The organism is Rhodococcus sp. 05-2254-6, assembly GCF_002258565.1.
In the GTDB taxonomy this organism is placed as follows: domain Bacteria; phylum Actinomycetota; class Actinomycetes; order Mycobacteriales; family Mycobacteriaceae; genus Rhodococcoides.
On record NZ_NOZF01000017.1, the window covers coordinates 23,433 to 49,920 of the forward strand.

Consider the following 26,488-nt stretch of genomic DNA (forward strand, 5'->3'; position numbering starts at 1 on the left):
AACGTCCACACCGAGGAGGTTCCATGACGCAGGTCGGCGACGACGAGAAGGCCGGGCGCGCATCCGAAGGCCACGAGTTCGACGAAGTGGATCGGAAATCGGCCGGAGAACGCGAAGACGAAGTGCAGCCCGGTCGCCGCAAGCGGCAATGGGTCGGACTCGGCGCAGGCGTTCTGTTGGCACTTGTCGTCTATCTGGTTCTCCCGGAGGACGTGGCGCACCCGGCACGGCTGACCGCAGCCACCGCGGTATTGATGGGCATCTGGTGGATGACCGAGGCGGTGCCCATCCCGGCGACCGCACTGCTACCCCTCGTCATCTTTCCGGTATTCGATTCCGGCGTCGTCGTCAACGACGTCGGTGCCTCGTACGGCAACAACATCATCTTTCTGTTCATGGGCGGCTTCCTCCTGGCGCTGGCCATGCAACGGTGGAATCTGCATCGCCGTATCGCGCTGCTGACGGTCAACGCCATGGGCACCAAACCGACCATGGTGATCGCCGGGTTCATGATCGCGACCGGCTTTCTGTCGATGTGGGTTTCCAACACGGCCACCGCAGTGATGATGATTCCGATCGGTGTCTCGGTCCTCGTTCTGGTTCTCGACATCGGCAGGAAGGCCGGAGCTGTACCCGGCTCCGATGGTGAAACGAGCCCGGACGCCGAGACCATCACGCAGGCCGTCATCAAGAGCAACTTCGGCACCGCTCTGATGCTCGGTATCGCCTATGCGGCATCGATCGGCTCACTCGGAACGATCATCGGCACCCCGCCCAACACCTTGCTGGTCGGGTACCTGGGGGGTCAGGGAATCACCATCGGATTCCTGCAGTGGATGATCGCCGGCGTTCCGCTCGCGGCGATCCTGCTCGTGATCGCCTGGTTCCTGCTGACCCACGTGATGTTCAAGCCGGAAATCGACGACATACCCGGCGGCAAACAGCTGATCAGAGGTGAACTGGACGCCCTGGGCAGGATGTCGCAGGGAGAGATTCGGGTCGCGATCATCTTCTGCCTGGCGGCCGCTTCCTGGGTGGGGGTTCCGCTGCTCTTCGACAGCCCGCCGATATCCGACACCGGAATCGCCATGACCGCAGCTCTCCTGCTGTTCCTGCTTCCCAGCGGCAGCAAGAAGGGTGTGCGTCTGATCGATTGGGAGACCGCCGTCAAACTCCCGTGGGGCGTGCTGTTGTTGTTCGGCGGCGGGCTCGCCCTGTCGGCACAGTTCGAGTCCAGCGGCCTGACGGAGTGGATAGGTAGCGTCGCGGGCGGTCTCGACACGATTCCAGTGGTCATGTTGGTCGTCGTCGCCACGGCCGCGATCATCTTCCTGACCGAGATCACCAGCAATACCGCGACGGCGGCGACTTTCCTCCCGGTAGCAGGGGGCGTCGCGATGGGCATGAACATCGACATTCTGGTCCTGACCGTCCCCGTAGCGCTGGCAGCGACCTGTGCGTTCATGCTGCCGGTCGCGACTCCACCGAATGCGGTGTCCTATGCCAGTGGATACATCACGATCGGCCAGATGATGCGTGGTGGTTTCTGGCTCAATCTGATCGCCATCTCGTTGATCACCATTGCCGCGTACACGGTGTTCGCGTGGTCGCTGGGCATCCAGTTCTGACGCGCTGGACAGGAAAAACCCACGATCGAAGACCGACTTCGGCTGATTTCGCCCAGACAAGCGTGCTTCGGGTTTACGATGGCGACTTCATCCAGGCGGATGACCCGTTCCAGGTGCGCGCCGCCATCCCCTGGTCGGTGTTGAGTCGGCGTCCCTGCCGGCTCGGCAAGGTACGGGGGGTGGGGCATGGTCTCGGACGTCATCGACTGCAGCACGGTCTTCGCACACGACATCGAGCAGGTTTGCGGGGTCTTGAGCGCGGTCGAGCTGTTCCCACGCTACTTCCCCGGGCTCGACTACTGCGTGCTCCGCGAATCCACGGCCGGCTACCGGTGCGGAGTCGGCGGTGTCGAGCACGCCCTCGAGCTGGTGGTGAACAGACGAAACCGGCCGATCATCACCATCGAGCACGTCGAGTCCGGCGGATTCATCAGATTCACCCTCACTGCGCGCTCGGTAGGCGAGACGAAGATCGATGTCACCGTGTTCAGAGCGGGCCTCGGCGGGTCGTACTCGCCCCAACCCGAGCACAACCGCGCGGTGGTCGACTGGGTGATGGGTGGTCTACGCCGACTGGACAACTGCCTCTCCGGCACCTCGACCTCGATTGTGTCCAATACCGGGGATTCTCGGTCACTCCCGTTGGCAATCATGAAGACGATGGTGGGAACCGGCGTCATTCGTGCTGCACGTCCCGACCGCGCGTACAAGCAGCTGAACTCACTGGCGAAATGGGGCTTCACTCTGGGCGGAGGCTTCGCGGCTGCAGCAGCGAAGTCGCCGAACGCGATTGCCTTGATCGACGACCGAGGGACTCGCACTTTCGCAGAGATCCACCAGCGATCGCACCGCATCGCCGCAGGTCTCGATGCGGCTGGAATCAGTCCTGGTAGCACCGTCGGCATTCTGGCCCGAAACCACTCCGGGATGATCGAGTGCACCGTCGCGTGCGGCATGCTCGGGGTCGAGGTGGTCCTTCTCAACACCGGTCTCGCTGCCCGCCAGATCGAGACCATTTCCGCCCGACACCAGCTCCGAGTGCTGTTCGTCGACGACGAGTTCGACTCGATGGTTCGCTACCTGCCCGACGACGTCACTCGTGTGAGCCTGTCGTCTCATACCGCCGTTCCGCGTCGACGCACCCTCGAACACTTCGTCGCAGCACCGTCCGCGACGTTCACGAGGCCGGACAGACCCGGTTCGGTGGTCGTGTTGACCTCGGGAACCAGCGGGTCACCGAAGGGTGCGGTTCGTCCCACACCGAAGGGCTTCGGAACTGTTGCAGCCATGCTGTCTCGGATGCCCCTCCGGATGAACGAGACCATGTTGATCGCGGCACCGATGTTCCACAGCTGGGGGTTGGCGGCACTACAGATCAGTACGCCGCTGCGCGCCACGGTGGTTCTTCAGGATCGATTCGATCCGGAGGACTGCTTGCGGGCTATCGAGGCGCACCGTTGCACCTCGCTGATCGCAGTTCCGATCATGCTGCAGCGGATACTCGACCTGCCCGACGAGGTCCGATCACGCTACGACACTTCGAGCCTGCGCGTCGTCGCATGCAGTGGGTCGGCATTGACCGGATCGACCGTGAGCCGCTTCATGGACGTCTTCGGTGACGTCCTCTACAACTTCTACGGTTCCACCGAGGTCTCGTGGGCAACGATCGCCACCCCCGAAGACTTGCGCGCCGCCCCCGCCACTGCCGGGCGCCCTCCGCTGGGTACGACGGTCGCTGTACTCGACGCGGACGGTACTGCCGTTCCGGTGGGAACCCTCGGCCGAATCTTCGTCGGCAACGACATGCTCTTCGACGGGTACACCAACGCCCAACCGCCGTCGACGGCGTCCGCCCGCGGAGCTGCGCTGATGGATACCGGCGACCTGGGGTACATCGACTGCAACGGGCGGCTGTTCGTCTGCGGCAGAGACGACGAGATGATCATTTCCGGAGGCGAGAACGTCTTTCCCGGCCCCGTCGAGGATGCCATCGCCAATCTTCCTCAGGTCGGCGAGGTCGCGGTCGTCGGTGTGCCCGACAGCGAATACGGGCAGCGTTTGGCCGCGTTCGTCGTCGGCCGCGGATCAGCGGGTCTCGATGCGGACATGGTGCGCGCCTACATCCGAAACCGTTTGAGCCGCTTCTGCGTTCCCCGTGACATCACATTCCTCGACGAACTGCCCCGAACCGCGACCGGCAAGGTGATGAAGAGGATGCTGATCGAGCCGCCTACCGCCGCTGGGATGTGATCGTCATTCGACGGCACGGGCAGCAATGGCCCAGAGCCGTTCGGCGACATCGAGATCGAGGGCGTACGAGGCCACGGAGTTCGCCAGTTCGGTGATGTCGGTAGGTCTGTGATCGACGGCGATCGCTTCCTGATTGTCGTTGAAGTAGCGGCCACCGATGCCGTCCAGTTGTCCACTGGTAGAGACCATCACGGATGTCGATGCGCCTTGCGCCGGGGTCTTCTGCAGTTCGATGGGAGTGGCGAGCGTGCCACCGACATGGCGTTGCAGAGAGGTCGCGATTGCTCCCGGGTTCACGGAGTTGACCGTGATTCCGTCGTCCGCCCACCGTGAGGTCGCGGCCACTCCGAACAGAACGACGGCAGTCTTGGACTGACCGTAGGCCTGCAGCGGGTCGTAGGGCCGGAAGCGAAAGTCGATGTCGTCGAACACTACCGGCGAGAACAGGTGAGCCGAGGAAGACACCGACACCACGCGCGCACCGTCGGCGAGCCGCGGGGCGTCGTGAAGGCCTGTCGTGAGGGCGAAGTGGCCGAGGAAATTGGTCGCGAACTGCCTTTCCCATGTGTTCTCGACCAGGGTCAGCTCTTGGATGGCCATGACACCCGCGTTGTTGACGAGCAGATCCAGGGGCTCGTCCCACGCGTCGACGAAGGCTCTCACCGATGCGGTGTCGGTGAGGTCGAGCTCGCGTACGTCCATCTCGGAATTTTCGGTGTCGGCGACGATCTCCGCGGCGACTCTCCTGGCGGCGACGACGTCGCGGACAGCGAGGGTGACCTGTGCTCCGCGGCGAGCGAGCGTCCGAGCGGTCTCGATTCCGATGCCCGACGCGCCCCCGGTGACGATGGCGCGATTGCCTGACAGATCGATGCCTTCGCTGACTTCGTCGGCGGTGGCGTCGGCACCGAACGGTGTGACGATTCTCGTCATTTCGCACTCCTTCTCGTGAATCCGCTGTGTGCGGCACTCCCAGAGTGAGGTACTCCCAGGAACCATCACGAGCCCGCGGCATCCTGGGTTCGTGCGGGCTACTCATCACCCGGGTTCCGGATCTACGGTGGAGGGATGGACAACCACGAGGCGCTCGGTGGGTACCTTCGAGCGCGCCGCGAGCAGCTCGACCCCGAGGATGTGGGCCTCATCGGTGGTGGGCGGCGTCGCGTTCGCGGTCTGCGCCGCGAGGAGGTCGCAATGCTTGCGGGAATCAGCACCGATTACTACGTTCGGCTCGAGCAGGGCCGCAACCAGACTCCGTCGACGCAGGTGCTCGACGCCCTGGCCGCGGTGTTGCGTCTCGACGCCGACAGCACTGCGTACCTGCACGCTCTGGCCACTCCCCCTACTTCGGCCCGCCGTCCAGCGAGGAGGAGGGAGCGAGTGTCGGCCGGAACTCTTCGCTTTCTCGACGCGTTGCCGATGCCGGCGTTGATTCACGATCGCCGCTTCACGGTGCTGGCCGCGAATCGAATGGCAACGGCGTTGTCTCCCAACAACTCCCCCGGGGTCAACCTGCTCCGTGCGGTATTTCTCGATGCCGACGAGCGAGAGTTGCACCGCGACTGGAGCCGCGTCACCACCGACGCCGTGGCTGGAATTCGGGCTGTCTCGGCGACGCATCTCGACGACGAGGTTCTCACCGCCCTGGTCGGCGAACTGTCGATCGCGAGCGCGGCGTTCAGGCAGCTGTGGGCGCGCCACGACGTACACCTGAGAACGGGCGGCACCAGCCTTCTCGATCACCCCGAGGTCGGCCCCCTCGACCTTCGGCACGAGAAACTGACCGTTGCGGGTACCGATGGCCAGACCCTGGTTGCCTATCACGCCGAACCGAACACCCCCTCGGCCGATGCGTTGCAGCTCTTGGGCACCCTCGCCGCCCACGCACACCGTTAGGAGTCGCTCGGTCGCCGCATGTCGCCGATCGTTCACTCAGTACCGCGCTTTGTATCTACTATCTCAGTTGCTTGACTATTCAGAATCTGAGATTGTTGATCGCAGACACGGGAGGAACGCGAATCGATATGTCGAAGGCATCGGAAGGCCCCCGAGTGGGAAGGCCCTCGCAGGAACGGGGCGAGCATTCTTCCTTTCTTCAGCTGTTCCTCGAAGCAACTCGTACAGAACAAGTCTCCGACGACACACAACCTGCGCGCGACGACCGTGACGGAGGGACAGTGTCTCTGCGCTGAGCGGAGCGAAACACACCTACGTCCCGGTTCCACCACCCGAGCAGGTCCCGGGTCTCATAATCGACAGAGGCCGGTCGGGATTCGAGGATGAGGATCGGAGACATCATGGACACATCGTTGGCAGTCTTTGCCGTGGTCGCAGGCTTCGCAGTCGTTCTGGGTGCTTTCGTATCGATCGCACGCTTACTTCGCTCGCGCATGCGGCGCGGCAGTTTTCACGGAATCGAAAGCGCTGTCGGAGGATCGGCCTTCATGGGCTCGCCGCGCGAGCGTGGCATCACTCCCCCTGATCACGGTGATCCACGCACGCACACCGAACAGAGCGAGCCGTGACCGACTTCGCTTCGGCCTAGGGTTCCGCTGGAACCCCGGCCATGATCTGTCGACACGCAGACGAAAGAGAGAAACCACCATGATCGACGACGAGGCCACGAGTCGGAACAGGGGTCCGCGCTTCGAGGACGGGCTCGAGGTCCGTCGAAACGTGATGGGCCGCGAGTACGTCGAGAAGGCGTTTGCCAGTGCCGCCGACACCGACTCCGCTGCCCTGCAGGACTTCGTCACCGACACCGTGTGGGGCGGCGTGTGGACGCGGCCCGGCCTCGACAACCGCAGTCGGAGCCTGCTCAACCTCGGCATCCTCATCGCGCTACGCGCCCACGAGGAACTCGCAGGACACGTACGCGGAGCTCTCCGCAACGGCCTCACCCGAACTGAAATCACCGAAACTGTCGTCCACACGGCGGGGTACTGCGGTGCGCCTGCTGCGCTGGCTGCGATGCGCGTCGTGCAGAAGGTGCTCGATGCCGAACTGGGTCCGCTGGTGCCCGCGAAGGACGACGAACGAGCCGAATGACCGACGGCGGCACCCGCGCATAGTGTCGACGAAGTGGGTACACCGGATGCATGCCGGAACTACCCGAAGTCGAAAACGCCCGACAGGTCGTCGAGAAAGCTCTCGGTCGCGTCATCGTCGACATCGATGACACCGACACGTTCGAGTGCCGACCTCATATGCCGGGCGACATTGCCGGCGCACTGATCGGCGGGAAACTCACCGAGGCTCGTCGACGCGGTAAGGCGATGTGGTGCGAGACCGTCACGGCCGACGGCTCGAGCGGGCCGACCCTCGGCATACACCTGGGCATGGGTGGGCGCGTCATCGTCACCGCTCCCGACGGCGAGCGGACGTCGCAGTACGGAGGTGGCGATCCCCATGTCGGCGAGCGCCCGACCGACAAGCCGGAGTGGACTCGGTTCTCCATGACGTTCGACGACGGTGGACAGCTCCGACTCTTCGACAAGCGCCGACTCGGTCGGGTTCGACTCGAACCCGACATCGACGCTCTCGGTCCGGATGCCGCGGAGATCACGCGCGACGATTTCCGCCATCGAATCGGTTCCAGCGGTGCACCTCTCAAGGCACGCCTGCTCGATCAAGCGGCGATAGCGGGGGTCGGCAATCTACTGGCCGACGAGGTGCTGTGGCAGAGCGAGCAATCCCCGTCCAGGCGGGCCAACACGCTCACGACGGAGGAGCTCGACGAGCTTCGCGTCGTTCTGCGTCGCGCTGTTCGATCGGCCACGAAGAAAGGTGGAGTGCACACCGGGGAGATCATTCCGTTCCGAAAGACGGATGCGGCGTGCCCGCGATGTGGTGCCCCGATGGCACGCGGAACGGTGGGCGGCCGCACAACCTGGTGGTGTTCTCGTGAACAATCCTGATCCGATCCATCGCGCGGGACGAGCTCGATAATGCTGTAAGACAGCATTTTTCGAAATTGTCACCCGAGATCGCATTCAGCGAAGACTGACGGGACGCCGACCTCCCCGACGAGGCGCGCACCGAACTCGTAGCGAACAAGCTGCCGCCGGTTCCCGCGAGCTTCGCCGTGGAGTCGACCGCACGGCCACCTTCACGTCGACGGATTCCCGGCGGCGTTGGATGCCGATAGAGAGTGTCGACGCCACAGCGTTGTACGGCTGAGCTGAGGCTGTGCGTCCCAGAAGAGTCGTTGGGTCAGGACGTCGCTTCGACCGCGAGGCGACCCAGTGTGTCGTTCAGCTGATCCTCGGTGACCAGAGGGAACTTGATCTGCTCGAGCAACTTCTTGTCCGTGACCTTGGACCAGTCGTAGGTATGACGGACCAGCGTCTCGTTCGGGCCCTGAGACTCGAGCTCCCACAGCCATTCCCAGCCGGGAGGCTCGTTGCCTGCGGGTGCCGTCGTCCATGCGACCAGCTTGTCCTTGATGTAGCCCGTCACATGGTTGTCGGTCTGGTACTCGCCGCCCATGTGATCGCCCTGCATGTTCATCGTGAACTTCTCGCCGACCTTCTGAATTCGGTCGGCATGGTCGACGCTTCGTACGAAGCCTGATCCATCGAGCGCCTGATGCCGCTCGGGGTTGGTCAGCACGTCGAAAACAGCGTCGACGGGAGCTTCTATGGTTCGTTCGACTGTGACTTTCGTGTTGTCGGTCATTCTTCCTTTGTGCCCAGAGTTCGACACGTTCAATCGCGGCACCGCCGGAAGATTCGATCGAACCGTCGTCACACCTCGTCCCAGCTGGGCTTTTTCGTCGACGGCTCTGCAGTTCGGGGCCACTTCGCCCACCCACCTGACTCTGCAGTTGATGGTAGGCTAGCCTAACTCTCGGCCCGGGGTGATCGATCGCGTACGACGTGAATCCCCGGTGGCCACGTACAAGGCGAGGCACTGTGCCACTTCGTCGGAGCAGAAACATGGAGATGAGCCAATGCGGGTAGTGCTGTTCGGTTTCCAGACTTGGGGTCACAAGACGTTGCAGACGCTCGTGGATTCACGCCACGACGTCGTCGCGGTAGTGACGCATCCGGTCAGCGAGCAAGCGTACGAGAGCATTTGGCCCGATTCCGTCGAAGATCTCGCACGCAATCACGGCATCGAGGTGTACTTGGCGAAGCGCCCCGACAAAGCCTTGGAGGAACGTCTGCAGCTGTGGGCACCGGACATCATCGTTGCGAACAACTGGCGGACCTGGTTACCTCCCGAGATTTTCGCGATGCCTCCGCACGGCACGGTCAACCTGCACGACTCATTGCTTCCCGCCTTCACCGGATTCTCTCCGGTGATCTGGGCGCTGATCAGTGGTGCCGCCGAGACCGGACTGACGGCGCACCGAATGGACGGCGAACTCGACACCGGCGATGTCATCACCCAACGAGCGGTTCCGATCGGACCGAGGGACACCTCCACCGATCTCGTCGAGGCGACGATCGACTTGATCCCCGAGGTGCTGCTGGACGCACTCGAGAGTATCGAGAACGGCACGGCCACATGGACTCCGCAGGACCTGACGAAACGAACGTTCTTCCACAAACGACACGAGTCGGACAGCTGCATCGACTGGACCTGGCCCGCCGAGGACCTGGACAGATTGGTTCGTGCGATGTCCGATCCCTATCCCAACGCCTACACCTTCCACAAAGGCCGAAAGCTTCGAATCATCACTGCTCACGTCTCGGACGGTATCTACGGCGGAACACCCGGTCGGATATTCATCAGGGAGGGCGCGGGAATGGTGATCGTGTCCGGCCCCGAAGCCCACCGCGGCACCAACCACGGACTCGTCATAGATCGCGTGCGCACCGAAAGTGGGGACGATGTCGATGCGCTCGACTATTTCGTGACCGGCGGCGGCTACCTCACGCCCACGGCATGAAGGACGAGGTGACAGGCGGGCGAATCGTCCGTCGAACACTGACGCGCAACAAGCGCAGAGTGAGCATCGGAACACTGCTCATCTGCATCCACCAGCTTGCCGAGACTGCAGTTCCGATCGCGTTGGGGTGGATCATCGACTCGGCGATTTCCTCGGGCGACGTCCCCTGGTTCGTCCTCTCGATCGTCGGACTTGCAGCGTTGTTTCTTTGTCTGACAACGGCTTATCAGTTCGGTATGCGGTTCCTCAACGTCGCTCTGCAGCACGAGGCGCACCGCATACGAATGGAGGTCACCGGTCGAATTCTCGATCCGCGTGGCCTGGACACAACCCTGCGGGGTGGTGAGCTACTGACCATTTCCAGTACCGACGCCGAACAGTCGGCATGGTTCCTGGATCTGTTCCCGCGCATCGCGGCTGCTGCCACCGCCGTCGTCGCCACGGCCATTGCGTTGATGGTCATCGACGTGCCGTTGGGACTCGCCATCTTCATCGGCACCCCGATCTTCGTCGCCGTGCTTCAGCTCGTCGCACCGCGGGTGACCAGGCTGGCAGCCGAGCAGCAGCGAACGGTCGCCGAGGCGACTGCGCTGGCCACCGACCTCGTCAGCGGGCATCGGTCGATCGAAGGTATCGGCGCGGAAACTGTAGCGGCGACGCGCTATCGACAAGCCAGCGCGAAAGCCCTCGGTGCAGCACTGCTCACGGCGAGATCGCTGGCGACGCAATCGGGGATCACCACCGGCGTGAGCGCGGTGGTTGCTGCATCCGTCGCGGGGCTAGCCGGCTACTTCGCTCTCATCGGACGCATCACCGTCGGAGAATTGATTGCCGTCGTCGGTCTGGCGCAATTCCTCATCGAACCACTGGGTGTGTTGTCCTCCACCCCGGCGATCATCGCCCGGGCGCGGGCGTCGGCCGATCGCGTCGCCCTGGTACTGGGAGCGGATCGAATTCTGCACCACGGCAACCAGCACATCACCGGCAAGCGGCTCGATCTCGGACTCCGCGGCGTCACGCACCGGTCATTGCAGAAGATCGACCTCGACATCGCGGCTGGGGAGACAGTCGGAATCCTGGCGTACGGGTCCGAGGACGCCGAGTCGATCGTGGCCGTTCTGTCCGGGCAGGTTTCGGCTGCCGACGTCAGCGGCGATGTTCTGCTCGCAGGCACGCCCACCCGCGACATCGAACTCGCGCAGGTCCGAGCAGCAATCGTGGTCGAACCACACGTCTCCGACCTGTTCGCCGACACGGTGAAGAACAACATCACCGCCGGACGCGGATACACCGACCGACAGCTCGACGGAGCGCTTCGCGCCTCGGGTGCAGACCAGATCGTCGACAGTCATACCGACGGTCTCGAACAGCGGCTGACCGAGAGGGGTGCCAATCTGTCCGGGGGACAACGACAGCGCATCGCGCTGGCACGGGCCCTGTTCGCCGAGCCTCCCGTACTGGTGCTGCACGAACCGACCACCGCAGTCGATTCGGTCACCGAACACACCATCGCTCGGGGTATCGCGACTCTTCGTCACGGGCCGAACGTACGGACCCCGAAAACGACGATCATCGTGACCAGCAGTCCTGCATTGCTGTCCGTGGCTCACCGGGTAGTGGTGATACGTGACGGCCGAATCGCGGCGGACGCACCCCATTCAGTTCTCCTCGAACGGGCCGAGGGCTATGCGGAGGCGGTGCTGCGATGACCGACGACACCCGTCTGCCCGTCGCAACCGCCGGACGATCGTGGTCGTGGCTACGCGGACAACTCGCGGCCAGGCCAGGGCTCGTTGCCCTGACTCCATTTGTCGGCATCGTCTCCGCCGTCTCGGCTCTGGCACCGATTCTGATTCTCGGACGCCTCGTCGACGAGGTCGTCGCGGGCGGGCCGCCGGGCCGGATCGTGATGGTGGTGGTTCTGGTCATGATCGCCGCAGGCGTCAACGGGGTGTTCGCCGGACTGATGGCTTACCTCGTGGCGAAACTGGGCGAAGGCGTGGTGGCACAGCTGCGCGAGCAGGTGGTGACCCGAGTTCTCGCCCTCCCCACCCGCACGGTGGAACGGGCGGGACGCGGAGATGTGCTCTCGCGCATCAGCGATGACGTGTCCCAGGTGACCCGCGCCGTCAACGGCGTACTCCCTGCCGTGGTGAACGCGGTGTTGTTGATCGGGGTGTCCGTCGTGACGATGTACGGCATCGACTGGCGTCTCGGGCTGGCCGGCAGCTTGGCACTACCGTTGTACGTCACCGCTCTTCGGTGGTATCTGCCGCGCAGCGGCCCTCTCTACGCTGCCGAACGGGCCGCGATGGGCGATCGTTCGCAGGCGCTGATCAGCAACATCCAAGGCGCGCGCACGGTGCGCGCGTACCGCCGCGAAGACACTGCTGTCGCGTCCGTGGAGACGGAATCCGAACGCGCCAGGGACTTCTCCATCGCCACGTTCACACTGCTGACTCGCTTCGTCGGCAAGGAGAACCGCGCGGAACTGGTGGGTCTCACCATCATCCTGAGTACTGGGTTCTTATTGGTCAGAGGCGATCTCGTGACTCTGGGCGCAGTCACCGCTGCAACGTTGATGTTCCATCGACTGTTCAACCCGCTCGGTACGGTGCTGTTCCTGTTCGACGATATCCAATCCGCCGGTGCCAGCCTCGATCGTCTCGTCGGCGTGGTCGACATGGCATCGACTCGAACGACAGGGATCGACGCCGAACCTGTCGACGCGACGTTGGAACTATCCGACGTCACGTACGCCTACTCCACCGGGGGCGACGTTCTGCACGGAATTTCGCTCAGCGTTCCCGCCGGAAGTACGGTGGCAGTGGTCGGCTCGACCGGTGCCGGAAAGACGACTGCCGCGCTTCTCGCAGCCGGGTCCCTCGAGCCCGACCGCGGCTCGGTCACGTTGGGCGGCATCCCGTTACGTGATCTCGGTACCGACCGACTCAGGCGGCACATCTCGATCCTCTCGCAGGACGTCCACGTCAGTGCCGGCCCTCTCGCCGACGATCTGAGGCTCGCGGACGCGGATGCCGACGACGCCGCTCTGTGGGACGCCCTCGATCGGGTCCGAGCTGCCGACTGGGTCCGGGCTCTGCCGGAGGGCCTCGACACACGCATCGGGGAGAACGGGCATCCGCTCAGTGCATCCCAAGGGCAGCAGCTCGCACTGGCGAGACTGATCCTGTCCGATCCCCCGGTCGCAATACTCGACGAAGCGACCGCGGAGGCCGGCAGTAGCGGAGCCCGCCTGCTCGAAGAAGCCGCATCGGCGGCGACCGAGGGCCGGACCACGGTGATCGTGGCGCACCGGCTGACGCAGGCCGTGGCAGCAGACACGGTCGTGGTGCTCGAGCACGGCCGTGTCGTGGAATCCGGCACCCACGCCGATCTCGTGACAGCAGACGGCCGATATGCGCGTCTCTGGTCGGCATGGTCGGGCAGAACAGATGTCGAGTAGACGCACCCACGACGAGGAGACCCGGATGACCATGCTCGACGCACCTCGAATCACCCCCGCACAGAGAGCCGTCTGGACCGCCGCGCAGATCGACGCAGGCGAGGGCACGTACTCGCTGGCGTGGCGACTCGAGCTCCCCACGACCACCGACCCCGTGCGTCTTCACAGTGCGGTGTCAGCCACGCTCGCCGGGTTGCCGCATCTCGATCGCGCATTCACGCCGTCCTCGGACGGTGACCTCGACATCGTCGACGCGGCGCCCGGACGCATCGAGACACGTGCGACGTCCGGATCGGACACGCACATCGATTCCCTCGTCACCGAGGCTCGGTCCAGGATCGGGTCGTCGGACACCGGCCCGATGCATCACCACATCGTCGCCGCCGCAGAAGACGGGCGGCTGTGGTGGATCCAGGCTTACCACCACATCGTGATCGACGGCCTTTCGGTCACCGCACTCACAGAACGGGTCGCCGACGTCTACAACGATGTTCGGAGGGACCGATCCACGCGTCCTCGCACCGACACCGCCTCACCGAACGACGACCGCGACTACTGGGATGCGGTGGTCGCGAGCCTGCCCGAAGATCAGGGTCTGCTCGAGCACACAGGACTGACGGTGTCGCACATCGCAGTCGAGTTACCGGAGAACGTCGTCGACCGCGTGCTCGCGTTGGCCGATCGCTCGCGCACGTCGCCGCGCCGCACGCTCGTCGGTCTCCTCGGCGCATACGCCGCAACGACGAGACCCGCAGGGCGACAACCCATCCGCTTGGCAATCGCCGGCCATGCCCCGGCGGAATCTCCGATCGCGATGACCTCGACCGTCGTGCCGTTCGTGCTCGAACACAAGGGCAGGACCGTCGTCGACGTGCTGGCGAACGTCGATTCCACCTTGACGCGGATGCGACCTCACACCGCGGTCGCACCCGATGTGGTGACCGAGCTGCTCCGGCTGCGGCGAGGAGACTCTGCGCTGATCGCTCCGGGAATCAATGTTCTGGTGGCCGAACGTGACTCGATGTTCGGAGGCGAGCGCGCGCGACTGCGTCAGAACTGGCTCGGCCCTGTGACGGACCTCGAGTTCGTGGTCGAGGGCACCATCGACCGTGCGAACCCTCGAAGTTCCTGGCTGGCAATGGAACTACGAGGTGCCGGCGCAGAGACGGAGATCCGAGCCCATGCGCACGCGCTGGCGGTCTTTATCGATGCCGCGACCACCGCACCCGATGCTCCGATCGACTCGTTGCCCCTCGCCTCCTCGCAGCAGCTGCAGACGCTCGTCACCGACGTCAACGAGACCGGTCACTGCCTCGCCGAGCAAGACGTCGTGCAGATGTTCGAGGAGTGGGCGGCGCGGACAGGTGACGCGACCGCCGTCGTTGCCGGCCCAACCCGTCTGACCTACGCCGAGTTGAGCCACCGCTCGAGCCAACTCGCGCACTCGTTGGTGGCGGCGGGAATCGGACCGGAAGCACGTGTGGCCATCGACATGACTCGGTCCGCCGAGATGGTCGTCTCCGTCATGGCCGTTCTCGCGGCAGGAGCAGCGTTCGTCCCGTTCGACCCGCAATGGCCCCAGGCCCGCAGGGCTGCGGTGGTCCGTGACGCGAACATCGGCGTGGCATTGCGCGGCCCAGGAAGCTCGGAGTCGAACGAGGACACGGAGGTGCTGTCGATAGCGGTGGCCCTCGACCGATGGGAGCACGAGAGCCGACCGGTCACCCCGCCGTCGGGGGTGGTCCGTCACGCAGCCGGCCTGGCGTACGTCATCTTCACCTCGGGCTCGACGGGTCGGCCGAAAGGGGCCATGATCCGGCACGAGGCCATCGCCAGCCGGATGAAGTGGCAGATCGAGCACATCCTGAAGGTGGGCGCGGGTGATGCCAGCCTCTTCAAAGCTCCACTCGCATTCGATATTTCGATCAACGAGCTACTGCTCCCGCTGTGCTCGGGAGGAACCGTCGTCGTAGCGGGACCGGGAGAGGATCGGGACCCGCAGCGATTGCTGGAGTTGATATCCCGTGAGCGAGTGACCTTCGTATATCTCGTCGCCTCCATGCTCGACGTGCTCCTCGAGACCAGCGCTGGGACCGACGCGATGGCAGGGGTTCGTCACGTCTGGTGCGGCGGCGAAGTTCTCACGCCGGAGTTGTTCTCGCGGTTCCGGTCTCGCATGACCGGGACCCTGTACCACGGGTACGGGCCGGCCGAGGCGACGATCGGGGTCTCCCACGTGGTGTACGACGGGACCGGATCGGACCGAATCTCCACCTCGATCGGACAACCGAATCCGGGTTGCCGGTTGTATGTGCTCGACGACCGCCTGCGACCACTCCCCGTAGGCATGGGCGGCGAGCTCTACGCGGCGGGTGACCTGCTCGGACGCGGCTACGTCGGCGCGTCGGACATGACTGCCGCGAGATTCGTCGCAGACCCCTTTGCCCGCGAGATCGGCGACCGCGCCTATCGAACGGGTGACCGCGCTCGCTGGACGGAAGGCGGAACACTCGACTTCCTCGGCCGAGCGGACAACCAGGTCAAGATCCGCGGCATGCGGGTCGAACTCGAAGAGATCGAAGCCGCCGCAGCCACTCATCCCCAGGTTCGCGCTGCCGTCGTGCTCGTGCACGCAACGGCAACACCCGTTCTGTGCGGCTATGTGATCCCCACGGACGACGCGAACCCGAACTCGGACAACCTTTCTCGCAGTGTTCTCGCGCATCTGACGACGCTGCTGCCCCAGCACATGATTCCCGCACATCTGATGGTGCTCGAGGCGTTTCCCACGACCGTCAACGGCAAGGTCGACCGCCGCGCCCTGCCGGTCCCGGATGTCGGAGGTGCGCCGGCGGGCCCGCTGACCGACGGTCAACGGCGATTGGCCGAACACATCGCGGCCTTGCTCGGTCGCGAAGCCGGCTCACAGGCGCTCTTGGATTCCATCGGACCCGACAGCGACTTCTTCGCCCTCGGCGGAGATTCGCTGGCCGCGATGCGTCTGGTGACCCGGGTCAATCGGGATCTGAACCTACGGATATCGGTGCGAGCGGTGTTCGATCACCCGACGGTCGCGAATCTGTCTGACTACATCGACGCAGCGGAACAGCCGCCGTGCGCCGACAGTGAAACGAATATCGACGAGACGGTCAACATCGACACGCGCACCCGGCCGATGAACGCCGGAGAGCGACGAATGTGGTTGGCGGACAGACTCAGCGGACACGGCGGAACCTACACGGTACCGCTGGTGTTCAGGGTCGCCGGTCCCCTCGACCTCTCCGCTCTCGAACAGGCACTCACCGACGTCACCGCACGTCATCGATCTCTGCGGTCGTTGTACGTCGAGAACGACGGAGCACTTACGGTCGAGATCCTCGACCCGAGTGACGAACGCTCGGCCCCTGCCCTGCGACGTCACGCCTTGCAGTCTACGAAGGTGGCGCAGGCGATCGAGCAGTTCCTGCAGGAACGATTCGATCCCTCGGAATCGATTGCGCTGCGCGCCGGCGTGTTCGTTCACGACGACGAGCAGAACTGCGCGACACTCGTTCTCGCCGTGCATCACATCGCGACGGACGAATGGTCGGAGCCGGCGTTGCTGCGCACCCTCTCGCGTGCCTACGCTGCGCGCGGTGCCGGCCGGCCACCGCTGGACCTGGGTACCGCACCGTCCCCGACGGCGGTGTTCGAGGAGGATCATGGGTCCGAGATCGCCTCGTGGCGATCACATCTGACTCCACTACCTCCGGTCCTGGACGTACCGGGTTGGCGCGCTGCCCGCCATACGGGTGCACGGACCGGGCGGACGATCAGACGCGTCGTTGCCGATGACGTCGCAGCGGCGGTGCGGGCCACGGCGCGCGAGTGCGGGGCGAGCATGTACATGGCCACTCAGGTTGCAACGGCGATCGCACTGCGCGCGTGCGGATCGGGTGAGCAGTTCCTCACGGCGTCCCCGATGTCGATCAGGTCCCCGCAAACAGGCCACGACGACGCGAGCGACGAAGTGGGTTTCCACCTGAACACCGTGCTGCTGCGAGCAGATCTACGCGGAAACCCCACGCTACGAGAAGTGTTCGCGCGTACCCGGGACCAGACGCTGCACGCGCTCGCACATTCGAGGGCGCCGTACGAGGAGGTCGTGGCTGCGGTGCCGGCGCTGCGCGAGCAGCCTCCGGTGCGCGTGATGGTGGTCCACCAACCACACCGGGACGGCGGGGGCACTCTCGCTCTCGGCGATCTGGTCACCGAACGGCTGCCCGTCGACACCGGTACGGCCAAGTACGACGTGAGCATCACTCTGTACGAGAACGATTCGGCCGTCGGTCTTGCTGTCGAGTACGCAACCGACGTCGTCGACACCGACGCCGCCGACGCACTGCTGCGGCGACTCGAAACGGTGTTGCAGCGTATGCCTGCGTCGCTGGACCTGCAGGTCGACGCGGTCGATCTGCTCGACGCTCAGGACCGCGCCACGCTGTCGCGACTCTCCGGCGCTCGACGAGACATCGAACCCGGCCTGACGCTCGACCGAATCATCACTCGCGCATCCCCGGTGGACGGCGCGGCGCTGATATTCGAAAATCGTCGCCGAGACCTGAAATCCGTTCTCGGCGAGGCGTCCGCCTTGGCACGGTTGATCATCGACTCCGGTCATGGACCCGAGGACGTCGTGGCGGTCGCACTCGATCGGTCACCCGAGCTGATCGTCACGATCCTCGCCGTGACCTTCTCGGGAGCCGCCTACGTGCCACTCGATCCAGCACTGCCCCAAGCACGGCTTCGCTACCTGCTCGAAGACTCCGGTGCCGCCACGATCGTCACCACCGCCGATATCGCGGCACGTTTTTCCGATTCGGATGTGCCCCTGATCGATCTCGCCGACCCAGCGGTGGCCACTCGGCTGGCCGCACTTCCTACACATCCGGTCGTCGACAACGAACGCCGACGCCCGCTGCGCGGTGATCATCCGGCGTACGTTCTCTACACGTCGGGTTCGACCGGACGACCGAAGGGCGTCGCGGTGTGCCATTCGGCCATCGTGAACCGTGTCCTCTGGGCCGCAGAACATCACGCGATCACCGATACGGACGTGTTCCTGCAGAAGACCCCCGCGTCGTTCGACGTCTCGGGCTGGGAGATCTTTCTGCCGTTCGTCACCGGAACGTCGGTCGTCGTGGTGGAAGACGGCGGACACCGAGATCCACGGCGGCTGGCGGACCTCATCACGACGCACGGAGTGAGCATCGTCCACTTCGTTCCCTCGATGCTCGGCGAATTCCTCACCACGGTGACGTCCGAACATACGAACCCTGTACTCGACGCCAGTGCGCTGCGGCTGATCGTCTGCAGCGGCGAGCCGTTGACATCCCAGCATGCACAGTCGGTGGCCACGGTCTTCCCGCGGGCGACCCTGCTGAACCTGTACGGCCCCACCGAAGCGGCAATCGACGTGACCGCCGAGAACGTCTCGGCGCGCGGACCGGTCGCAGGGCTGTCCGTCGCGATCGGCACACCGGTGTGGAACACCTACTGCCGCATACTCGATCACACGCTCGCCGAGGTGCTGCCCGGTGCCGAGGGAGATCTTTACCTCGGGGGAACGCAACTGGCCCGCGGGTACCACAACAAGGCCGCGCTGACCGCGAGCAGGTTCGTGGCCGACCCCCGGGCCGACGTCCCCGGCGCCCGCCTCTACCACTCCGGCGACCGCGCGCGGCAACGACCTGACGGCAGTATCGAGTACCTCGGCCGCACCGACGGCCAGATCAAGCTGGCCGGCCAACGCATCGAATTGGCCGAGGTGGAGGCCGCGCTTCGCACCCATCCCGGCGTCCGGTCGAGCGCCGCGGCCCAACAGATCACCGCAGCCGGGCCGCGACTCGTCGCTTACGTCGTCGCAGATGCCGGAACGACTCTGCTCGAGAACGATATTCGCCTCACGGTCACCCGTGTCCTCCCCGCGTCGTGGATTCCGGCTCGTATCGCGATCCTGGACGAGATCCCGCTGACCTCGAGCGGAAAGCTCGACCGCAACGGCCTTCCCCCCATCGAATTCCAGGTCTCGCCATCGAGTGATCGAGTACCGACAACCGACAGCGAGATCGCGATCCGTGCCTCCTTCGCCGAAGCCCTGGGACTCGAGGCCGACGACATGGGAATCGAAGACGACTTCTTTCGGGTCGGCGGCGACAGCATCAGCGCAATTCGCACGGTCACCCTCGCGCGCAGACGCGGCTGGCGCATCACCGAGATGCAGATCTTCGATCTCCGCACAGTCGCCGCACTCGCCGAGGCCGCGGTACCCGACGGAGCGACGAAAGATGCTCCACACGAACATGTTTCCCGTGCCGATGTCGCTGTGCCGCTGCCCGATCTCGCCAGGACCGCGGTGAAATCCGGTCTGGACATCGACGACCGTGTCGAGACGGTTCGGGCCGAGATCGACGTCCGCGCCGAGCTGACCGCGGTCGACCTCGACAGGGAGGTGCGCCGGGCGACAACAGCGCTGATGGAGACGTTCCCGGCACTGCGCACCCGCATCGACCGCTCCCGGCGCAGGTTGTGGAAGGCCTTCGAGGTACATCCCGACTCGGTGAACCTCGAGACCGTCGTGCACATCAAAGGTGAAGAGGACACGGCGAGCGTCGTGAACGGGATCGATGTCGACACCGGCCCGTTGCTCCACATCCACGTCGAAAAACACGAGAGCGACGGGTGGTCCGCCTTGCTGTCCGTGCATCACCTCGCGCTCTCGGACACTCTCACCGCGTCGACAGTGGCGGAACACTTTCTCGGCACCCTCGCATCAGGAGTCCACCGATGACGAACACCCACGCGTCCGCACGTACCGGGCCGGCGTCGAGTGCACAGCAGCGGATGCTGTTCCTCGATCAGATGGAAACGGACCGCCATGCGTACACCATGCCGGTTCACCTCGATCTGACCTCGGATCCGGATCTGGACGTCCTGGCCGACGCCCTGGCCGATGTGGCAACACGCCATGCGTCGCTGCGCAGTGTGTACTCGAACGACGACGGCAGGGTGCTACGCCACCTGAAACCCGCTGCCGCAGTGGAGGTAGCGGACCGTCGATGTGAGCCGTACAGCCCCCGCACATTCGACCTCGGTGCCGAGATCCCCTTCGCCGCAGATCTCTACGACCGGTCTCGATTGGTCCTGACGGTGCACCACATCGCCGCCGACGGTGGTTCGGTGCCGATCCTGTTGGAAGACATCCGGATCGCGTACGACGCGCGTGCGCGAGGCGAGGAACCGATCTGGCCGGCGTCGGCGGTGGACTACGCGCAGTATGCGGAGGACGAAGGCTCCATCGACGTCACGGCAGATCGACCGTTCTGGACGTCCACTCTTGCACCGTACGTCGAGCCCGTCGCTCTCCCGCTCGATCACGCCCGCAGCGAAGTGCCGTCCACCGCGGGGCGGATCATCGAAACGGTGCTGCCCACGTTCCTCGCCGACGACATCGAGCAGTTCTGCTCGAGGAATCGCATCAGCCGACTGGTCTTTCTCCAGATCGTCACTGCTCTCGCACTGCGTGCCCACGGCGGCGGCGACCTGATCCCGATGGGCACGGCCGTCGATACTCGGCCATCCGACGCGCTGACCGATGCGGTGGGGCTCTACGTCAACACCATCGTGCTGCCCACCGACCTCACCGGCGACCCCACCGTGACCGAATTGACCGCGCGGACCAGGAGTTCGACGCTCGACTGTGTCGACCGTCGCGCCACCCCGTTCCACGAGGTCGTCGAGTGGCTCCGGCCCGCGAGGACGCCGGGAGTGCATCCACTGTTCCAGGTGATGATCGCCGAGGTGGACACGCGGCCGAAACCGGTGTCGCTGGGGCCCGTAGACGGAGTCCTCCGCCCACCGGACGACGCGTCGGCAAAGTTCGATCTGATTGTCGCCATCGGTCCACGAGGTGAATCGGGTCGACTCGGATTCGACGTCCTCTACCGCCGGGAACTGTTCGAGGACAGAACTATTCGATCGATTCTGGACGACATGACACTGATCGCAGCTCAGGCCGTCGCAGATCCGAACCGGCGGATCTCCGAACTGGCCACCAGTCCGAACGACCCGGCCCCGCAACGGACCCCGATACTCGCTCGGCCGCGCCCCGGCCGGTGGTCACGCACACTCACCCTGTCCGAGCGGCAGATCCGCCGTGCCCAGGCAACGCTCATCGGCCTCCACCTTCGGCACGACATGCTCTCCACCGGACTCGACACCGACGGTGACATGCCGGTGCGTACCTCTCTGACGGCAACGGAGATTCTCGAGCGGTCTCGGATCCACAGTGCAGAAACGGAATTCGGGGCTGTTGCGAACGGGGGTCTTCGAGCCGGTTGGACGGGCGAAGGTGTACTGCGAGTGGAGATGACGCACGCGGCGGTCGACGAGGAGTCGTGGCCGTCCGTTCTCGATGCGTTGACGAGTGATCGATCGGTGGTCGACGTGGCGGTCGGCTCCTCGGCACGATGGACACGCAACGATCAGGAACTGGCAGAGGACCTTTCGATCGTCGACCACGCCGAGACATGGCTCGATGTCGTGGATGCGGCCGTGGACGTGATCGACCGGCGAGAAACAGCGTCGCCCCTCTTCTCCGTCCCGACAGCACCCGCGACAAGTGGTGCCGAGAGTTCTGCACCGCTGACCACAACCGGACTTCCCGGCATCGTCGAGACTCGGACGGCTGTCCTCGAGTCGGTGCGCGAGGTGATGACGGAGGTCGCCGGACACGAGTCGATGGTGGTGTGGGTCGACGAATCCGACCGAGACCGAAACGTCGAACACGGTTCTCGAACAGTGGGTTGCCTGCGCCGCGAGCTACCCGTCGTGATCGACGCGGGCACCCTGCTCGGCGCAGATGCCGACCCCGAGCACGCCGCATCCTTCGGAGTGGCCGCGCACCTCAGCGAACACACCCCTGGCGTGTTCGACGACCTACCGCCTGCCGATCTGCAGGTCCGCATCCACATTTCGAGTGCCGAAGGGCAGCACCTCGTACAGAGTGCCTCCGAGCCCGAGATCGACATCAGGTTCCTCCGAACCGAGACCGGATCGTGGTCGTGCGCGTGTTCGGTGTCCGCCCTCGCCGACACCGACGTCGCCCACGTCGCCGCACGGCTAACGACGGCTGTCGCGACCAGGGTGAACGCAATGGGTTGCGGAGTAAATCCGGTGGTGGACAGCGCGTTCGCGGACGGCGTCGATCGCAGTACCGACATGGCCGGACTCGACCCGCGGGAGCGTCGATCAGTGGAGTCGATTCTCGGCCCACTGCGAGCGATCTACCCGACGACGTCGTTGCAGGACGGGCTTCTCTTCCATCAGCAGCTGGGCGGACAGGGCGAGGGGATCTACCTGTCGCAGACGGTGATGCGACTCTCCGGCTCACTCGACACGGATCTGTTGCGACGTGCCGCGGACGCCGTGCTCGCCGCGCACCCGCAGGTCGGTGCTGGATACGTCCAGCTCGGTGAGCGCACCGTTGCCGCAGTGCCGAGGACGGTTCGGATGCCCTGGGCGACGACGGATCTGCGACATCTCGACGCCGATGCGGCTCAGGTGGAGCTGTCACGCTTCGAAGGGCGCGAGGCTGCACAGGGGTTCGATCCTGTTCAGCCGCCGCTCGTCCGACTGGGCGTGGCGCTGCTCCCCGAGGGCCGGAGTGCACTGGTGTTCACCATCGAACATCTCGTTCTCGACGGGTGGTCCATCTGGAGATTCCTACGGGCCGTTCTCGACGAATACACCCGGCCCGGCCGCACCGAATCGAGTCACCGTGCGTCGTACGACGACTACGTGATGTGGCTGAGAACTCGTGATCGTGATGCGGGCCTACAGATGTGGCGACGCAAGCTCGCAGGCACGCCGGGGCCGACTCTGCTCGCTCCCCGGCGCACCGCGGCGTCGGTCGATCCGGCCGGTTCGGCGGAGACGGTCTTCCATCTCGATCGCTCACTCACCCGAGACGTGAAAGAACTCGCTGCGCAGACCGGCGTCACGACGAGCATCGTGTACGAACTTGCGTGGGCGCTGACTCTGCAGAAGTTCACCGGCCAGGACGATGTGGTGTTCGGCACCGTGGTGTCCGGCCGGCCCGCCGAGATCCCCGGTATCGACGAGCTTCTGGGGTTGCTGTTCAACACGGTCCCGCTACGAGTGCGCATCGATCCCGCTCTCGCCGTTCGTGACCATCTGGCCCGTATTCAGGACGAGCGACGCCCCCTGCTGACCCATCCGTATCTCGCGCTGTCCGACCTGGAGGAGTGCGCCGGGCACCGTGGGTTGTTCGATACGCTGTTCGTCTTCCAGAACATCCCGGTCGTTCCGCCCGACGAGCGTCTGGGTCCCGATGGCGCACTTCGGGTGATCGACCAGAAACTCAGTGATGCAACGCATTACGCACTGACGGTGGTGGTCGCGCCGGTGGAGTCCGGTGCCCGGGTGCGAATGATGCATCGACGGGACGCTCTCGACGATGCCCGGGCAGCAGCGATTGTCGACACCTATTGGGCGGCGTTGGCCGCGCTGACTGCGGCACCGGACGAGGCGGCGGCGAGCATCGCTCTGCTCACTCCGCGTGAGCTCGCGTGGACGCGGCAACACTCGGGCGCACTCGAGTCGGCTGTACCCGAGCACACGGTGTGGGATCTGTTCGCTGCACGCGCTGCAGACCGACCGAACGACCTGGCACTGGTGGCCGGGGATGTTCGGTGGAGCTTTGCCGATCTGCATTCACGCGCGCTGAATCTCGGTGCGCTGCTGCGATCGAACGGTGTCGTCGGGGAATCGCGGGTCATGCTCTTCCTCCCCCGCACCGAGCTCATGGTCGAGGCGCTGTTCGGTGTCTTCGCTGCAGGAGCTGCCTACGTTCCGGTCGATACCGAGATGCCCGCCGACCGCATCGAGTACATCGTGCGCGAATCGCGCCCGCACGTCGTTCTGACGACGAGCACGCTGGCAGAACAGCTCCAGAGCATCACGACCGAACAGCCCGCTGTCGTCATCGAACTCGACATCGACGGTGTCGGAAACGGACTGCCGGCACCCGGCGATGTCGCTCGGCGACTCGACCAGCTTGCCTACATCATCTACACGTCGGGATCGACCGGGCGCCCCAAAGGGGTTGCAGTCCCGTACAGCGGGTTGACGAACATGTTCGTCAACCACCGCAGGGAAATTTTCGAGCCCGTCGTCGCTCGGGCCGGGCACAGACAGTTGGCGATCGCGCACACCACGTCGTTCTCGTTCGACGCATCGTGGGAGCAGTTGTTCTGGCTGTTGGAGGGCCACACGGTGCACGTGATCGACGAGCAGACGCGACGCGATCCGGCGATTCTCCTCGACTATTTCGATGCGGAGAGAATCGATGCCTTCGACGTCACACCGACCTACGGTGAACATCTCGTCGACGCCGGTCTGCTGGCCCGCCCGCGGTGCCTGAACACGTCCCTGCAGGACGACGACTCCGCGGGTCTGGTGTTCGTCTCGCTCGGCGGCGAAGCGGTGGGAGACCGTCTGTGGTCCGACCTGCGAGACGCACCAGGAACGGGAGGGTACAACCTCTACGGGCCCACCGAGTACACGATCAACGCGCTCGGTGCCGACGTGCAGGACCGATCGACGCCGACACTGGGTCGGCCCATTCTGAACACCACCGCGCATGTACTCGACACCGCATTGCGGCTGTCGGCACCCGGCGTCATCGGCGAGCTCTACCTGTCGGGTGCGGGCCTCGCGCGTGGATACGACGGACGGCCTGGGTTGACTGCGGAACGTTTCGTGGCAAACCCGTTCACGGACAACGGTTCTCGAATGTATCGAACCGGTGACCTGGTATCACGCGACCCGGACGGGTTGATCTCCTATCACGGCCGCGCCGACAATCAGGTGAAGATCAGGGGCCACCGCGTCGAGACCGGGGAGATACAGGACGCGCTGCAGCGGCTCCCCGGCATCGTGCGCGCCGCGGTGACCGTGTTCGAACGGGCCGGCAGTACGGAACTGGCCGCGTACGTCCTCGTCGACGGCCCGGAAGCGTCGGACATCACCGCGTCATCGGTCAAAGACGGGCTACGGGAACTGATTCCGAGCTACATGGTCCCGGCATCGGTGCAGGTGGTCGACAGCCTGCCGCTGACGGTCAACGGCAAGCTCGACGTCGCGGCGCTGCCTGCACCGTCGGAGAGTGCCGAGCCGGTGGACCGTCCGCGGGGCGATGTCGAATCGCTGATCGCCGATGCGGTCCACGACGTGTTGGGCGTGACCGAGATCGGCAGAGACGACGACTTCTTCGCGTTGGGTGGGCATTCACTGGCCGCTGTCCGGTTGGCGTCTCGTCTGCGCGCGGTGGATCTCGAGCTCGGTGTGCGCGACATCTACGCGCAACCGACAGTCGCGGGTCTGGCACGTGCGGTCATCGACGGTGGCAGAGACGGCATGCTCGCACCGTTGGTGGAGTTGCGTCGAGCCGGCGATCCCGCTGTGTTCTGTCTGCAGCCTGCCGGCGGTCTCAGTTGGTCCTACATCGGAGCCTTGCGGTTCCTCGATCCCTCGATATCGGTGTACGCCATGCAGGACCCGGCGCTGCAGAGCGGCGACGACGCGATCGAGTTGGCGTCGATCGAGGCCTTGGTCGACGACCATGTCGAGCGGATCCGAGCCGTCCGACCACATGGTCCGTATCACCTGCTCGGATGGTCTTTCGGCGGGCAGCTCGCACACGCGATCGCGGCGCGTCTGCACGAGCGGGGCGAAGAAGTGGCGTCGCTGGTATTGCTCGATTCCTACGCAGACGTCGCCGCCGCAGACACGGCCGAACGTGAGGATCTGTCGCAGAACGGCATAGAGGAGGCGCAGAACAATTTTCGGCGCCACATGCAGACGGATCCGCTGCTGTCGAGCTTCGCTTCCGAGGTACAGGACCGGTTGGTGCGCACCCTCGGTCGGCACCTCGCTCTGTCGATTCCACCGACGGTCGGCCGCCACGCGGGCGACGCGTTGCTGATCGGAGCTTCTCGTGGAACGCCCCTGGAAATGCAGCGTCGCCGAGACCGCCAGTGGCAGGACAGAATCACCGGGACCGTGCATGTGCACTCCGTCGACCTCGAGCATGCACAGCTAGGTCAGGCGCACAACTGGTCGGTGTTCGGGCAACGAGTGGCCGACTACATCTGGGCTCGCATCGAATGACGTACCCCCACCTCGGGG

Annotated in this window: 13 protein-coding genes; 11 read left to right on the top strand and 2 right to left on the bottom strand. The window is 64.9% G+C overall.

Features of this window, described 5'->3' with window-relative positions; genetic code table 11:
* Positions 1-23: 23 nt before the first annotated feature.
* Both CH256_RS02160 and CH256_RS02165 read left to right on the top strand, forming a co-directional pair.
* On the top strand, positions 24-1,628 hold the full coding sequence (locus CH256_RS02160; RefSeq protein WP_094668768.1) for an SLC13 family permease: 1,605 nt from the start codon (positions 24-26) through the stop codon (positions 1,626-1,628).
* A 186-nt stretch (positions 1,629-1,814) separates the two neighbouring features.
* Positions 1,815-3,878, top strand: coding sequence for an AMP-binding protein (locus tag CH256_RS02165; RefSeq protein ID WP_094668745.1), 2,064 nt, complete (start codon positions 1,815-1,817; stop codon positions 3,876-3,878).
* Positions 3,879-3,881: 3 nt separating this feature from the next.
* Here the strand turns inward: CH256_RS02165 and CH256_RS02170 are convergent, their stop codons facing one another.
* A complete protein-coding gene (locus CH256_RS02170; RefSeq protein WP_094668746.1) occupies positions 3,882-4,811 on the bottom strand; it encodes an SDR family NAD(P)-dependent oxidoreductase in 930 nt (309 codons plus the stop codon).
* A gap of 135 nt (positions 4,812-4,946) precedes the next feature.
* Here CH256_RS02170 and CH256_RS02175 point away from each other — a divergent pair, with 135 nt between their 5' ends.
* From CH256_RS02175 to CH256_RS02190, 4 genes are all read left to right on the top strand, one after another.
* Entirely contained in the window at positions 4,947-5,774 is an 828-nt protein-coding gene (locus CH256_RS02175) for a helix-turn-helix domain-containing protein (RefSeq protein WP_094668747.1), read from the top strand.
* Between the two features lie 401 nt (positions 5,775-6,175).
* The gene (locus CH256_RS02180) at positions 6,176-6,403 is read left to right on the top strand and encodes a hypothetical protein (protein WP_143536503.1); all 228 of its coding nucleotides are present in this window, start codon (positions 6,176-6,178) and stop codon (positions 6,401-6,403) included.
* Between the two features lie 79 nt (positions 6,404-6,482).
* Positions 6,483-6,926 (top strand): carboxymuconolactone decarboxylase family protein, encoded by a 444-nt coding sequence (locus CH256_RS02185; RefSeq protein WP_094668749.1) that lies wholly within the window; start codon positions 6,483-6,485, stop codon positions 6,924-6,926.
* A 50-nt stretch (positions 6,927-6,976) separates the two neighbouring features.
* Positions 6,977-7,795, top strand: coding sequence for an Fpg/Nei family DNA glycosylase (locus CH256_RS02190; RefSeq protein ID WP_068047343.1), 819 nt, complete (start codon positions 6,977-6,979; stop codon positions 7,793-7,795).
* Positions 7,796-8,090: 295 nt separating this feature from the next.
* On the opposite strand, the gene CH256_RS02195 is transcribed toward CH256_RS02190, so the two are convergent.
* Positions 8,091-8,555 (bottom strand): SRPBCC family protein, encoded by a 465-nt coding sequence (locus CH256_RS02195; protein ID WP_068047344.1) that lies wholly within the window; start codon positions 8,553-8,555, stop codon positions 8,091-8,093.
* Positions 8,556-8,829: 274 nt separating this feature from the next.
* On the opposite strand from CH256_RS02195, the gene CH256_RS02200 reads away from it, so the two are divergent.
* From CH256_RS02200 to CH256_RS02220, 5 genes are read left to right on the top strand one after another with little or no spacing between them, the layout of a single operon-like run.
* Positions 8,830-9,774 (top strand): methionyl-tRNA formyltransferase, encoded by a 945-nt coding sequence (locus CH256_RS02200; protein ID WP_094668750.1) that lies wholly within the window; start codon positions 8,830-8,832, stop codon positions 9,772-9,774.
* Complete coding sequence (locus tag CH256_RS02205; RefSeq protein ID WP_179271972.1) at positions 9,771-11,483, top strand: ABC transporter ATP-binding protein; 1,713 nt, start codon at positions 9,771-9,773, stop codon at positions 11,481-11,483. The genes CH256_RS02200 and CH256_RS02205 overlap by 4 nt, the downstream gene beginning before the upstream one ends.
* A complete protein-coding gene (locus CH256_RS02210) occupies positions 11,480-13,240 on the top strand; it encodes an ABC transporter ATP-binding protein (RefSeq protein WP_094668751.1) in 1,761 nt (586 codons plus the stop codon). Before CH256_RS02205 ends, CH256_RS02210 begins: the two co-directional genes overlap by 4 nt.
* Positions 13,241-13,265: 25 nt before the next feature.
* The gene (locus tag CH256_RS02215) at positions 13,266-20,069 is read left to right on the top strand and encodes a non-ribosomal peptide synthetase (RefSeq protein WP_179271973.1); all 6,804 of its coding nucleotides are present in this window, start codon (positions 13,266-13,268) and stop codon (positions 20,067-20,069) included.
* The gene (locus CH256_RS02220) at positions 20,066-26,470 is read left to right on the top strand and encodes a non-ribosomal peptide synthetase (RefSeq protein WP_094668753.1); all 6,405 of its coding nucleotides are present in this window, start codon (positions 20,066-20,068) and stop codon (positions 26,468-26,470) included. Before CH256_RS02215 ends, CH256_RS02220 begins: the two co-directional genes overlap by 4 nt.
* The last annotated feature ends 18 nt before the right edge of the window (positions 26,471-26,488 follow it).